Raw genomic sequence first — 13,881 nt, 5'->3', positions numbered from 1 at the left:
CGCACATAACTTTTTTGTGATATTGTTAAACTTTTACTTCCCTATACTTTTGCCCTTTTGGTAGATTAGAAGATAGAAATAGGGTCGACGCTTGTCGTAAGGGCTCGCTTCTTATGGTAAGCTCTATACGAACACGTTACAGCATCCGATATAATAGTAGTAGCCGATTTGAATGAATGGACCATCTGAATAGAGAAGCATTGGCCCGCAGCAGCAAATCTAACACTGGAGGTCGTGCAACCCATGAAAAAGAAACTCGCCGCCGCAATGGCAGCCGCAGCCTTCACCTTCGGTGCATTATCGGTTCCGGCGGTGTTGGCCGCGCCGCAGACAGCGCAGATGCTCGGTACCGTCAATCTGCGCGAACAACCGACTACATCGTCCACCATTCTGGATGTGCTCGCCAAAGGGGAGACCGTCAACGTTTTGCAGCAGGTGGACGCCTCGTGGCTCAAAGTTAAAACCTCCGGCGGAGAGGTAGGATATCTGTCCGCGTCACCCAAATACATAAGCTTGACCGCATCAACCGCAGATTCCAATACGGGCAAGACTCCGAAAGAAAGCAGCACAACCGGCAAGACGCCGACAGCAAGCGGTTCAACTGATAAGTCGTCCGCTGTCAGCAGCTCGACAAGCAAGGCGCCGGCAGCAAGCAGCTCAACTGATAAGGCGTCCGCGGCAAGCAGCTCGACGGGCAAGACGCCGACAGCAAGCGGTTTAACTGATAAGTCGTCCGCTGTCAGCAGCTCGACAAGCAAGGCGCCGGCAGCAAGCAGCTCAACTGATAAGGCGTCCGCGGCAAGCAGCTCGACGGGCAAGTCGCCGGCAGCAAGCAGCGATACTGCGGACAAGAAAGCGGTTACCGCTATTCATTCGTATGCGGTTATTACATCCACTGTATCGTTCCGTGACGCGCCATCCACTTCCGGAAATCGGATGCGTTATTTAAAGAAGAACGAGAAGGTTGAGATTATTGCCGCACCTACCGCTTACTGGTACGAGGTGAAAGATGCGGCTGGCAAAACCGGATATGTCAACTCGGGCAGCCAATTTATTAAAGTGACCGGAACCGTCCCATCCGCACCGGGCACAAACGGCAGCTCCGGCACACAGCAAGCCGCTCCTTCCAAGTCCGGAAGCAGCAGCACGCAGCAAGCGGCCCAGGCCAAGGCGAGCAGCACCGGCACCCAACAAGCGTCTCCGACCAAGACGAGCAGCGCCGGCACACAACAAACCGGCCAATCCAAGTCCGGCACCACTGATGTGAAGAACCCGGCTCCTTCCAAAGACGGCGGAGCGGATTCGGCCATCGCCTCGAATGCGGTCATCGTATCTACCGTTTCGCTTCGCGAGGGTCCGACCACATCCAGCAACCGGATCCGTTTTTTGCAGAAGGACGAGCAGGTCGAAGTTATTGCCGTGCCGACGAGCTACTGGTATCAGGTGAAAGATGCCGCAGGCAAGGTCGGTTACGTCAGCTCGGAAAGTAAATATATTACGGTAACCGGAAAGCTGCCGGAAGCGGCTGGCGGCAGTGCGAATACGGCATCAACTCCGTCTAAAGGCAGCAGCGGAAGCGGCGGCGCAAATAACCTGGAGCCGTCCAAGACCGGCACAGGCAGCAGCGCTGCAACGGGTACATCTGCGCCGGCACCCGCAGCAGGAAGCGGTGCAGCAGCCGGAGGCTCCGCGAACGCAGTCATCGCTTCCTCCGTCTCGTTCCGTGAAGGTCCGACCACATCCAGCAACCGGATGCGTTATTTGAAGAAAGGCGAGCAGGTCGAAATCATCGCCCTGTCTTCTAAATCTTGGTATCAGGTCAAAGACTCCACCGGGAAAGCCGGTTACGTCAGCTCCGACACCAAGTATATTACCGTGACAGGAACGCTGCCTGCTGCAGGCAGCTTTGATGGAGCAAACAGCGGTAATACGAGCGGCACTGGAAATGGCGCGAATCCCATTCCGACCGGCGTTACCGGCACAAACGACAACGCCAGCAGCACGGGCAGCAGCTCCGGAGTAACCGGGGTAGTTCAAACCGATAATTCCGGGGGAGGAGCGGTTGAACCGGCGCCGTCCACAAACACGGGCAGTGCCGATACGGTTTCCTACGATGTGGAATCGATGATCGCTGCGGGCTTGAAATATCTCGGCACCCCGTACGAATACGGCTCGAGCCGCCAGGACACCCGCACGTTCGACTGCTCGGATTTTGTGCGGCAAGCATTTTTGGACGGACTCGGCATTTCGCTCCCGGCGGACTCCCGCGGTCAGGGGCAATATGTGCGGGACAAAGGCAATATTAACTACGATTGGCATCAGCTGAAGCGCGGGGATCTTATGTTTTTCGGAGATTACATCGGCAACAAACCGGACGACTACAGCGGCATAGACGCGGACAAGGCGATCATCACCCATGTAGCCATCTATTTGGGAGACGGCATTCTGCTGCATACGTATTCAAAGGCTTCCGGAGGCGTCAAAGTGACGGAAAACATCGAAGATACGCACTGGGACTACCGTTTCCTCTACGGCGGAAGCGCCTTGTAACTTTGGCAAAAGGAACATTTCCGAACACAAGTCTCGTAAACGCGGCGGCAAAGCCAAAAATCGTGGTATCAGTAACGTCCAAGTTTGTGTGTTGGTTGCCCGCGACCGTCAGAAGATGATTTATTCTGGCGTTCTTGGGCGTGGACGTATTCGAACAACGAAGTTGGATGAAGTGGTTGGTAATCATTTATCAGATACAAATGTGCTTTGCACCTGAACGCCAAACGATGCAGATCAAGCAAAAGGGGCGTAATATTAGATGGAACAGATTACTCTTCACCAATCCCAAAATTCCGATGTTGAGACAATTGCTGATTTACGGGCAATTGTACTACGTGATGATTTGACTAGATTAGGAAGATTTAATGAAGTTAAGGTTCGCCAACGCTTTCGTGATGCATTTACCCCAGTTCATACATGGATCATTAAAGCGGATTCTTCCTTTATTGGATGCATAGCTTTTAAACCGATACTAGATGGGTACCTGTTGGAGCATTTTTATATTCATCCCGATTACCAAGGTAAAGGCATTGGTAGTCAGGTATTAGAGTATCTTCTTAAACAAGATTATGTAATAGGAAAACGGGTAACATTAAATGTTCTGCAAGGAAGCCCTGCTCAACGTCTTTATGAACGGTTTGGTTTTAAAGTGGATAGTGAGGATCTCATAGACATTTACATGTCTATGGTAGTAGAGTTGAATACCAATAATGAAATTGAGTAGCATTACGCTTTTTACGAGACTTCTCAAAACAGGTTAAACGGAGAAGATAACTTAGTCAACCGTCCTTTCGTTTGGACGGTTTTCTTTTAGTCGAAAATCAACATTAGTATTCGGGTCCAAATATAATCCGAAAACGGCCCACAATATTGAAATTCAATACTTGCATATAGTCTTCTAGCCGGTTCGAAAGCATCCATGGAGCCCGTTTCTGTTTCGAGAAAATAAAGTAGTAGACTGAAAAATAAAGTGTTAGACTGTGAAAATAAAGTGTTAGACTGGCGGCATCGGCGTTAAGCGAACGGGCAGAATTGTGTAATGAATGAAGAAATGGTATTGTTTCATTTGCAACTCTAAAGGGGGGAGTACCATGAATTTATCCATACTGGACACTTCATTTTCTGTTATAAAATTGCCTCAAACAGAAGGAGTACCTTCTTGGGCAATCAAAGGAGAATTTTTCTCTATCACACATACAAATGAAGAACTTTCAATTGTTTGTCCTTCGTCCAATGTTCCCGATAATATTCAAAAAGACGTCGAGCATGATTGGAAGTGTATTAAAGTAGATGGAATGTTGGATTTCCAACTAACAGGCATATTATCGTCTTTAGCCAGTCCACTCACCGATAATAAAATAAGCATTTTTGCTATTTCAACTTTTAATACCGATTATTTATTGGTTAAACGGCATTCCATCGAAAAAGCAAAATCAGTACTGGAAAATGCCGGTCATTTATTTATCAACTAAGTATACAATTCTTTTTCATGACTACTGCTGTTTCTTTTCTTCGGGGTCAGTCCCCGCAGCCAACTAATTCATCTTGTTCCCATGCACTCTAGAACGTAATTTCCGGTTTTTCAATCCTTCAAGATTTAGAGCATGTATGGTTTCCGGCTTCTTTCCAACTTCTGTTTTGCGTATGCGGCGGCACCGACCATTCCCGCCCGGGCGCCCATTGACGCTTGCACAACCTTGCAAACTTGAGAGGACAGCTTCAAGCTATGAGCTTTAATCGTGTCACGGACGGTGTTTAGCAAGCGATCTCCTGCAGCCGACATTCCGCCGCCTATGATAATAAGTTCCGGATTAAACAGGTTGATTACATTGGACAGACCAAATCCAAGTGTTTTTCCGGTTTCATGCATGACTGCAATGGATAATTCATCTCCAAGGTCATATGCTTCCGAAATCATTTGGGCCGTTATTTTAGCACTCTCGCCGCCAACCCACTGTTGAACGATGCTTGCTTTGCCTAATTCAAGTTGTTCGACAAATGTTCTTACCATGCCTACCGCGGAGACGTATCTTCCAAGACAACCCGAGCTACCGCAACGGCAAGGACGCCCTTCCCGGTACATGTTCATATGACCAATTTCACCGGCACTCGCGGTTTGGCCGTAAAGAACCTTGCCATCCATCACGATCCCCGATCCTAATCCGGTACCCAGCGTGATTAAAACAATGTTTCGATGACCTGCACCGGCACCAAACAACCATTCACCGTATAGATTCGCTCGGACATCATTATCTATAAATACGGGAAAAGTAAATTCACTTTTCATTTCATGAACGACATGTATGTTTTCCCACCCGGGAAAGTTTGGAGAAAAAATAGAGAGTCCTTGATCAGGATCGAGCAGGCCGGGTATTCCCATTCCCATACCGATCATATCGGTTTGATTGATCTCTAACTGGAATAACATTTCTTTTATAATATTTTTGATTTTGGTCAAGACATGAGCCGGACCGGCTTCCGCTTCTGTAGGATCGCTTCTTTCAAGAATGGTTTTAAACTCTGTGTCAAAAATGGCCGTTTTGATGTTTGTTCCGCCGAGGTCTATACCAATGAGAAACTTGCTCATAAATGGACACTCTCTTCTATTAGAGTTTTTATCTCCGAAAAAGATCAGCCCGAAATCAACAATTTCGGGCCGATCCTGTAATACCCCGCACCCCGCGTTATAGCCCGCGTTAAATTCCACGAAATAGGCGTGAAACGCCCCAATTTCGCGAATCATCTGTTCCTTCCCTCTTGGTGAACATGGCAGCGCAGCGGCTATTTTCACCTATCCGTTCATGTTCACCGAGTGTTCCGCCGCGCGACGCCGCTCTCCCGTGCCGCCTGCACAACGCGGCGCCGCACTTCCTCGACGACGCGCTGGTTGAATACGCTCGGAATGATGTACATCCGGCTCAGCTCGTCTTCGCCGACGGTGGAGGCGATCGCCTCGGCCGCCGCCAGCTTCATCGCTTCGTTGATTGTCGTCGCGCGGCAGTCCAGCGCCCCCCGAAAAATGCCGGGGAAGCACAGCACATTGTTGATCTGGTTCGGATAATCCGAACGCCCCGTGGCGAAGACGGCGACAAGGTCCTCGGCTTCCTCCGGCCGGATTTCCGGTTCCGGATTAGCCATCGCAAACACGATGGGATCGGCGTTCATCGACTGGATATGCCCGCGCTTCAAAATGCCGCCGGCCGACAGGCCGATGAATACGTCCGCACCTTTCAGCGCCTCGGCCAAGCCGCCGCCTAAGCGCTCCGGGTTCGTGCTGCGGGCATACCAGTTCCACATCGGATGCTCGTACTCCTTGTCCGCGGTCAGAATGCCCTCACGGTCCACGCCGAGCACGTGCCGCGCGCCTCCGGCGAGCAGCATCTTCGTGCAGGCCGTTCCGGCCGCTCCGATGCCGCAGACGACGATGCGCGCGTCAGTAAGCCGTTTGCCGGTTAGCCGCAGCGCATTGAGCAGCCCTGCATACAGCACGACGGCTGTTCCGTGCTGGTCGTCGTGAAATACCGGAATATCCAGTTCCTCGCGGAGCCGTTGTTCAATTTCGAAGCAGCGCGGGGAGGAGATGTCCTCCAGATTGATGCCGCCGAACGCGGGAGCGATCGCCTTGCAGATGGATATAATCGCTTCCGTATCCTGGGTGTCCAGGCAGATCGGGAAGGCGTCGACGTCGGCGAACTGCTTGAACAGCATCGCCTTGCCCTCCATGACCGGCATTGCGGCCTGGGGACCGATGTTGCCGAGGCCAAGCACGGCGCTGCCGTCGGAGACGACCGCCACCGTGTTGCGCTTGATTGTCAGCGAGAACGCTTTGGAAGGGTCTTCGTGAATGGCCGTGCAGACGCGCGCCACTTCCGGCGTGTACACGCGGGAGAGGTCGTCCCGGTTCTGGATCGGCGTTTTCGGCTGCACCGTTATTTTGCCGCCCAAGTGGAGCAGGAAGGTGCGGTCGGATGTATTCACGATGCGGACGCCCGGTAGCGCTTCCAATGCTTTGGATATGCGGCCGATATTGACCGCTTCGGTCACTTTTACCGTCAGATCGCGGATGGTGCTTTCCCGATTCGTCTGAATGACGTCGATGGCGATCGTATCGCCGCCCGCTTCCTCGATCGCGGAGACGACCTTGCTGAAGTGCGCCTTGCTTGCTTCCAGCTCGAGCCGGATAATGACCGTTTTGCCGTCCAGTGCCTGATCTTTCATCGACATCGCTCCCTTGTCTCCATTAAGGTTGTCATCGAATCACTAAACCAGTGTTTACTTAAAGCAGTCGGCATTCGGCAAAAAAGTATTGTCCCAACGCGTTCATCTCGTTGCGTGTGGCGGCGCTGAATGGCGGTGGTATTGGTATTGGATTTTGTCTTTCCAAGGTTCAGTCAGCAAGCGCGCCTCCCGCGCAGCCGCGTCCTGTCTCTACTTCGAAAAAGGGGAGCGGAGCGGACTAATTGTTCTGGAGAAGCGTGAGCGTTCGCCTTTGTCCCCGGATTTCTACCGCAATGCGGTAAATTCAATGAAATCCGGGGACAACAGCGATCGGAAGAATAATTAGTCCGCGCAGCGACAACCTTTTTCCCGAAAAAAACCGTCACTGCATCAGCTGCAGGACGGCGCTCGGACACTTGGTGGGATTGTATTGTTGATTGCGTTTCGTAAGCAGGGTGCGGCGGAACTGCCCGGAGGCGTACGGCTCGCCGATCAGGCTGAACCATTTGTCGATCGTCTCCTTCGACTGCAGCAATTCCCCGAAGCCGCTGCGGACGAAATACTCGCAGTTTTCTTCCTCCTGACCCGGGATCGGCTTGTAGAACAGCATCGGAATGCCTTTGCTCATCCCTTCGGTGCAGGTCATGCCGCCCGGCTTGGTGACGAGCAGATCGGAAGCGTCCATCAGCTTGTTCACTTCGCGCGTGAAGCCGAGAACCCGGATGTTCGGGTGCTGGTACATCGGATTGGCGAGCAGCTGCTCCCGCGCTTTCTCGTTCGAGCCAACGCAGAAGATCAGCTGCACTTTATCCCGCCACGTCGTCATATGATCGACCAGTTCGTCTTCCTCCATCAGCCCCCAGCCGCCGCCCATCACCATCACGGTAGGCATCGGCTTCAGGTTGAACTGGCGCTGAACGTCTTCTTTGTCGAAGGTGTGCCAGAAGTTCGGATGAACGGGAATGCCCGTCACCTCGATCCGTCCGGCGGCGATGCCGCGCTCCATCAGCTTGCGCTTGACGATCGGCGTCGAGACGAGATATTTGTTCACCTCCGGATTCGTCCATGTTCCGTGTGCGTCATAATCCGTAATCAGGGTATAAAGTGGGACATCCAGCCCGAGCCGCTTCAGGCGGGCGACGACCGCATTGGGACCGGGATGGGTGCACACGATCAAATCCGGCTTAAGCTGCGAAATAACTTGAGACGTTTGGGTATAAAATATACGGTGGAGCGCAAGCTGCGTAAACCGGTTAAGAGATTTATTGTAATTCGTACGATACATCATGCCGACCAGCTTGGGCTGTTTCGTGACGGTTTTGCGGTAGGCGGAAACGATCCAAGGTCCCAGGACCGGGTTTAAAAATTTACCCAGTTCTATGACACGGGTTTGAATACTCGGCGACAACTGCTTGAGCCCGACAGCAAGAGCATAGGCGGCCTGAGTATGTCCCGATCCGAACCCTTCGGAGAGCAAAAGCACTCTTTTTTTACGCATGTACTCACCTACTTTTCTCATCTATATATTACGACGCAGAGGCGGCAAAACACAAGGGTGTGTAAATTGGCATTGCGCGCCACCTAAGCGTTGAATTATTATATTTCAAACGTATAACAGACGATTGGGAGCGTGAAAAAGATGGGTTTCGCCCAAGAAATGCCGCAAGTCGGCGATATTGTTAAGTTTTCGTATAAGTCCGGGACGTATGTCGGCGAGGTGGCGGAAACGGGCAGTCCGCGCGCCGTCGTGAAGGTGCTGGCGGTGCTGAAGCACCCCGACCAGGGCGACCTGCACAATCCGTACAATCCGGATGTGCCGATGTTCCATGAGCGCCGGGCGCTCAGCCATACGGAGAAGGCACTTGTGCCTCTGCGCGATATCGAGCCGTACCGCGGCGGCGAAGTGCCGGATTACCGCGCGTCGCTGCTCCGCGCACTGGAATCGGAGCTTGAAGCGCTGGACAGGCTGCGCCGCTGGACGGAGCGAGCGTCCTCCCAGCTGGAAGGGCTGAAGCGGGACTATAATCTGTAACATCACCGATGCACTTTCCTGAACTTGCTATACAAGAATCTGCCTATCGTTTGATATAATGGAAGAGATGGCTGTCCCTGCAGGATAAGCATCGATTTCAGCCGGTGCCGGGACGCCGATTATACGCCGTTTTGCATAAAACTGAATTAGATTGCTTATCACGATCATAAAAATATTAAATTGCTAACATAGTGGGGTAATGTTAAAATCATAGAATAACCATAAAACACGGCAGGGTTCATTCAGAAACCGTTCTCTTTTTAGCAGCAACGGTTCCCACTCGGTTCAATGAAACGATCACACAGCCGGAAATGAATACAGGCGTATAAATATTCATTTGTTTGGACGCTTGGATTGACTTACAATCTCCGACAGAAAGGTTGCAACCAATGAATAAGAACATTTTGGGATTGCCGCCGAAACAAGGCCTCTACGACCCGCAGTTCGAGAAAGACGCTTGCGGGATGGGATTTGTGGCGAACATCAAAGGGATCAAATCGCACTCCATCATCCGTCAAGCGCTGACCGTGCTGGAGAACATGGAGCACCGCGGCGGACAGGGAGCCGAACCGAATACAGGCGACGGAGCGGGCATCATGCTGCAGATTCCGCACGCGTTCTTTGCGCGCGAGCTGAAGAAGCAGGAAATCGAGCTTCCGGAAGAGGGCGCTTACGCGGTCGGCATGCTGTTTCTGCCTCATGACGAGACGGTTCGCCGTAATCAGGAACGCATCCTGGAAGACATCATCCGTGAAGAAGGCCAGACGCTGCTCGGCTGGCGTACCGTACCGACGAACGATGAGAAGCTGGGCGAATCCGCGAAGAAAGCGATGCCTTATGTTCGTCAGGTGTTTGTGGCGCGCAGTGCGACACTCTCGGAGGAGTTGGCTTTCGAACGCAAGCTGTACGTGATCCGCAAGCGTGCGGAACTGGCAATTCGCTACTCGGGTTCCGAGGGCGGAGACATGTTTTATTTCCCTTCTTTCTCGAGCAAGAAGATTGTATACAAAGGCATGCTGACGACGGAGCAGGTGCGTTCGTTCTACATGGAGCTGAACGATGAGACGATGGTGACGGCGCTTGCGCTCGTTCACTCGCGCTTCAGCACGAACACGTTCCCAAGCTGGGAGCGCGCTCATCCGTACCGTTACCTGATTCATAACGGCGAGATCAACACGCTGCGCGGCAACGTGAACTGGATGCACGCCCGCCAGGCGCTGTTCGCATCGGAACTGTTCGGCGAAGATTTGGACAAAATCAAACCGATCATCAATCCGGACGGCTCGGATACGGCGATGTTCGACAATACGCTCGAGTTCTTGTACTTGTCCGGCCGTTCGCTGCCGCACGTCATGATGATGATGGTGCCGGAACCGTGGTCCAACCACGAGACCATGAGCGACGAGAAGAAGGCGTTCTACGAATACCACAGCACGCTGATGGAGCCGTGGGACGGGCCTGCTGCGATGGCGTTTACCGACGGCACGCAGATCGGCGCTACTCTTGACCGCAACGGTCTTCGTCCGGCACGTTATTACGTCACGAAGGACGACGTCATCATTCTCGGATCCGAAGCCGGAACGGTACCGGTTGCGCCGGAGAACATTTTGTACAAGGACCGTCTCCGTCCGGGACGGATGCTGCTCGTCGATACGAAAGCCGGCCGCATCGTCTCCGACGAAGAAGTGAAGCAGGCGATCGTAACCGAGAAGCCTTACCGCCAGTGGCTGGACGACAACCTGATCGGACTGGACGATCTGCCGGAAGAACCGCACCTGCCGGAACCGAATCACGAGACGGTGCAGCAGCGCCAGCAGGCATTCGGCTACACGTTCGAGGATTTGCGCAAAGTGCTCGAGCCGATGGCAGGCAGCGGCGTGGAGCCGATCGGTTCTATGGGCTACGACGCCCCGCTCGCCGTATTGTCGGATCGTCCGCAGCGGCTGTTCAACTACTTCAAGCAGCTGTTCGCGCAAGTAACGAACCCGCCGATCGATGCCATCCGCGAGGAAATTATTACCGCGACCGGCACGACGCTCGGAGCAGAGCGCAACCTGCTTAATCCGGTGCCGGAGAGTGCACGTCACATCCGTCTGGAGACGCCGATTCTGTCGAACGAAGATTTCGCGAAGCTGCGTCACGTGCGCCGTCCGGGCTTCAAGTCCATTACGCTTCCGATCTTCTTCCCGGCCGACCAGGGAGAAGCGGGTCTGCGCGCGGCGATCAAGGAACTGTGTGAATCGGCCGACCGTGTGATCGCTAAAGGGCATAACGTGCTTGTTCTGTCCGACTTCGGCGTCGACCGCGAGAATGCGGCCATTCCGTCGCTGCTCGCCGTTTCGTCGCTGCATCACCACTTGATCCGTCAAGGCACGCGGACGAAAGTGAGCATTTTGCTCGAATCCGGCGAGCCGCGCGAGGTGCATCACTTTGCGCTGCTGCTCGGCTACGGCGTAAGCGCGGTCAATCCGTATCTGGCGTTCGAGACGCTCGACGATATGATCGGCCAAGGCATGCTGCGCGGCGTGACGCACGAGAAAGCCGTGAAGAACTTTATTAAAGCCGCCACCAAAGGCGTTACGAAAATTTTGTCCAAAATGGGCATTTCCACGATCCAGTCTTACCGCGGCGCGCAAATTTTCGAAGCGGTCGGCTTGCAGGAGGAGCTCGTCGACGAGTACTTCACCTGGACGCCTTCCCGCATCGGCGGCATCGGTCTGGATATTATTGCCCAAGAGACGTTGAAACATCACAACCGCGCATTTTCCGAGCAGGAAGGCACGGAGAAAGAGCTCGATTCCGGCGGCGACTATCAATGGCGCAAGGACGGAGAAGACCATCTGTTCAGCCCGCAGACGATTCATACGCTGCAGATGGCGTCGCGCGCGAACGACTACAAGCTGTACAAGAAGTTTTCGTCGCTTGTGCAGGGCGAAGACCGCAAGCATTTGACGCTGCGTTCGCTGCTTAGCTTCAGCAAGGGCCGCACGCCGGTTCCGATCGAGGAAGTGGAATCGGTTGAAGAAATCTTCAAGCGCTTCAAGACCGGAGCGATGTCGTTCGGCTCCATCAGCAAGGAAGCGCACGAGAGCCTGGCCATTGCGATGAACCGCATCGGCGGCAAGTCCAATACGGGCGAAGGCGGGGAGGATCCGGCGCGTTTCACTCCGGATGCCAACGGCGATTCCCGCCGCAGCGCGATCAAGCAGGTCGCTTCGGGCCGTTTCGGCGTTACGAGCAACTATCTCGTGAATGCCGACGAGATCCAGATCAAGATGGCACAAGGCGCGAAGCCGGGCGAAGGCGGACAGCTTCCGGGCCGCAAAGTGTATCCGTGGGTTGCGGAAGTGCGCGGATCAACGCCGGGCGTAGGCCTGATCTCGCCGCCGCCGCACCATGACATCTATTCGATCGAGGACCTCGCGGAGTTGATCCACGATCTGAAGAACGCCAACCCGCGCGCCCGCATCAACGTGAAGCTCGTATCCGAAGTCGGTGTCGGCACGATCGCCGCAGGCGTTGCCAAAGGCCGCGCCGACGTCATTCTCGTCAGCGGCTACGACGGCGGCACGGGCGCGTCCCCGATGGCATCGATGCGCCATGCGGGAATGCCTTGGGAGCTCGGCCTTGCCGAGACGCACCAGACGCTCATGCTGAACAACCTGCGCGACCGCGTCGTCGTGGAGTGCGACGGCAAGATGATGAACGGCCGCGACCTGGCGATTGCAACGCTGCTCGGCGCCGAGGAGTTCGGATTTTCGACCGCTCCGCTTGTCGTGCTTGGCTGCGTGATGATGCGCGTTTGTCAGCTGGACACCTGTCCGGTCGGCGTCGCGACGCAAAATCCGGATCTGCGCAAGAAGTTCATGGGCGATCCGAGCCACGTTGTAAACTATATGCGCTTTGTGGCAATGGAAATGCGTGAAATTATGGCGGAACTCGGCTTCCGCACGATCAACGAAATGGTCGGCCGCTCCGACGTTCTGGAGACGAAGGAACTGATCAGCCATTACAAAGCGAAAGGCGTCGATCTGACGGCTCTGCTGCATCAGCCGGAAGTGCCTCAGGACGCTTTCCGTTACTGTATCCAGGAGCAGAACCACGGCCTTGAGCTGTCGCTCGATATGCAGAAGCTGATTCCGGCCGCAGAAGCTGCGCTGGAGAGCGGGGAGAAAGTAAGCGGATCGTTCCCGATCTGCAACACGAACCGCGTTGTGGGCACGATTCTGGGCAGCGAAGTGACGCGTCGTTACGGAGCGGCGGGACTGCCGGAAGATACGATCTCGTTCCATTTCACCGGAACGGCAGGCCAAAGCTTCGGCGCATTCGTACCGAATGGCATTACGCTGTCGCTGGAAGGCGACTCCAATGACTATGTCGGCAAAGGCTTATCCGGCGGCAAAATCATTGTCGCTCCGTCCCCGAAAGCAACCTTTGTTGCGGAAGAGAATGTCATTATCGGCAACACGGCATTCTACGGCGCGACGAGCGGCGAGGCGTATGTCCGCGGCATCGCCGGCGAACGCTTCGCGGTCCGCAACAGCGGCGTGTATGTCGTCGTCGAAGGCGTGGGCGACCACGGCTGCGAATATATGACCGGCGGACGCGTCGCCGTCCTCGGCGCTACGGGACGCAACTTCGCGGCCGGTATGTCCGGCGGCGTGGCGTATGTGCTGGATGTGAATGGCGACTTCCACAACCAGGTCAATCTGGAGATGGTTCTGGTGGATCGTCTGGAAGACGAAGCCGACATTGCAGAGCTCCGCTCGATGGTGGAGCGCCACGTGGAATACACGGACAGCGTCGTCGGCAAGAACGTGCTGAACAACTGGGACAGCATGCTCAGCCGCTTCGTGAAAGTCATCCCGAAAGATTACAAACGGATGCTGGAACAAATCCGCAAGGTAGAAGAAGAAGACGGCCTCCGCGGCGAAGAAGCGCTGCTGGCTGCATTTGAAGCCAACATGCGTGAACTGGCGCGCGTAGGCGGGAATTAATGGGGCTATTTTTGGAGAGCTAAATACTGACGTAGTTCTCAAAGAACCATTATAATGTGGATTAAATAGCACCCCTTATAGAAC

The 13,881-nt window shown here is 54.2% G+C and carries 8 protein-coding genes and 1 pseudogene; 6 read left to right on the top strand and 3 right to left on the bottom strand.

Annotated features, from left to right (window positions below; all coding sequences use genetic code 11):
• The first annotated feature begins 243 nt into the window (after positions 1 to 243).
• The 4 genes and pseudogenes from VN24_RS26160 (at position 244) to VN24_RS04375 (ending at position 4,022) form a co-directional block, all read left to right on the top strand.
• Positions 244 to 2,550 (top strand): SH3 domain-containing protein, encoded by a 2,307-nt coding sequence (locus VN24_RS26160; RefSeq protein ID WP_052702778.1) that lies wholly within the window; start codon positions 244 to 246, stop codon positions 2,548 to 2,550.
• A 4-nt stretch (positions 2,551 to 2,554) separates the two neighbouring features.
• Positions 2,555 to 2,764 (top strand): annotated as a pseudogene (locus VN24_RS27280) (IS1595 family transposase); the annotation flags it as partial.
• 45 nt (positions 2,765 to 2,809) lie between these two features.
• Positions 2,810 to 3,274 (top strand): GNAT family N-acetyltransferase, encoded by a 465-nt coding sequence (locus VN24_RS04380; RefSeq protein ID WP_045669426.1) that lies wholly within the window; start codon positions 2,810 to 2,812, stop codon positions 3,272 to 3,274.
• A gap of 367 nt (positions 3,275 to 3,641) precedes the next feature.
• Positions 3,642 to 4,022: an ACT domain-containing protein gene (locus VN24_RS04375; protein WP_045669425.1), complete on the top strand. Its 381-nt coding sequence runs from the start codon at positions 3,642 to 3,644 to the stop codon at positions 4,020 to 4,022.
• 125 nt (positions 4,023 to 4,147) lie between these two features.
• Here VN24_RS04375 and VN24_RS04370 read toward each other — a convergent pair whose 3' ends face one another.
• The 3 genes from VN24_RS04370 to VN24_RS04360 form a co-directional block, all read right to left on the bottom strand.
• Complete coding sequence (locus tag VN24_RS04370) at positions 4,148 to 5,293, bottom strand: ROK family protein (protein WP_238590823.1); 1,146 nt, start codon at positions 5,291 to 5,293, stop codon at positions 4,148 to 4,150.
• Positions 5,294 to 5,355: 62 nt separating this feature from the next.
• Complete coding sequence (locus tag VN24_RS04365; protein WP_045672955.1) at positions 5,356 to 6,768, bottom strand: NAD-dependent malic enzyme; 1,413 nt, start codon at positions 6,766 to 6,768, stop codon at positions 5,356 to 5,358.
• A gap of 382 nt (positions 6,769 to 7,150) precedes the next feature.
• Positions 7,151 to 8,266, bottom strand: coding sequence for a UDP-N-acetylglucosamine--LPS N-acetylglucosamine transferase (locus tag VN24_RS04360; RefSeq protein ID WP_045669424.1), 1,116 nt, complete (start codon positions 8,264 to 8,266; stop codon positions 7,151 to 7,153).
• Between the two features lie 141 nt (positions 8,267 to 8,407).
• Between VN24_RS04360 and kapB the strand changes: the two genes are divergently transcribed.
• Together kapB and gltB are read left to right on the top strand one after the other, a co-directional pair.
• A complete protein-coding gene (gene kapB / locus VN24_RS04355; protein WP_045669423.1) occupies positions 8,408 to 8,800 on the top strand; it encodes a sporulation phosphorelay system protein KapB in 393 nt (130 codons plus the stop codon).
• 389 nt (positions 8,801 to 9,189) lie between these two features.
• Positions 9,190 to 13,797, top strand: coding sequence for a glutamate synthase large subunit (gene gltB / locus VN24_RS04350; protein ID WP_045669422.1), 4,608 nt, complete (start codon positions 9,190 to 9,192; stop codon positions 13,795 to 13,797).
• Positions 13,798 to 13,881: the final 84 nt, after the last annotated feature.

Source organism: Paenibacillus beijingensis, assembly GCF_000961095.1.
GTDB classification, from domain to species: Bacteria; Bacillota; Bacilli; order Paenibacillales; family Paenibacillaceae; genus Paenibacillus_O; species Paenibacillus_O beijingensis.
Note: the sequence above shows the minus strand (reverse complement) of the source record. Positions and strands in the feature narration are given on the sequence as shown.

What these genes read in the sequence shown, in the direction of transcription:
- VN24_RS04375 (WP_045669425.1), top strand. Translation starts at nt 3,642, where the DNA reads ATGAATTTATCCATACTGGACACTTCATTTTCTGTTATAAAATTGCCT.
- VN24_RS04380 (WP_045669426.1), top strand. Translation starts at nt 2,810, where the DNA reads ATGGAACAGATTACTCTTCACCAATCCCAAAATTCCGATGTTGAGACA.
- VN24_RS04370 (WP_238590823.1), bottom strand. Translation starts at nt 5,293, where the DNA reads ATGATTCGCGAAATTGGGGCGTTTCACGCCTATTTCGTGGAATTTAAC.
- VN24_RS26160 (WP_052702778.1), top strand. Translation starts at nt 244, where the DNA reads ATGAAAAAGAAACTCGCCGCCGCAATGGCAGCCGCAGCCTTCACCTTC.
- VN24_RS04365 (WP_045672955.1), bottom strand. Translation starts at nt 6,768, where the DNA reads ATGAAAGATCAGGCACTGGACGGCAAAACGGTCATTATCCGGCTCGAG.
- kapB (WP_045669423.1), top strand. Translation starts at nt 8,408, where the DNA reads ATGGGTTTCGCCCAAGAAATGCCGCAAGTCGGCGATATTGTTAAGTTT.
- VN24_RS04360 (WP_045669424.1), bottom strand. Translation starts at nt 8,266, where the DNA reads ATGCGTAAAAAAAGAGTGCTTTTGCTCTCCGAAGGGTTCGGATCGGGA.
- gltB (WP_045669422.1), top strand. Translation starts at nt 9,190, where the DNA reads ATGAATAAGAACATTTTGGGATTGCCGCCGAAACAAGGCCTCTACGAC.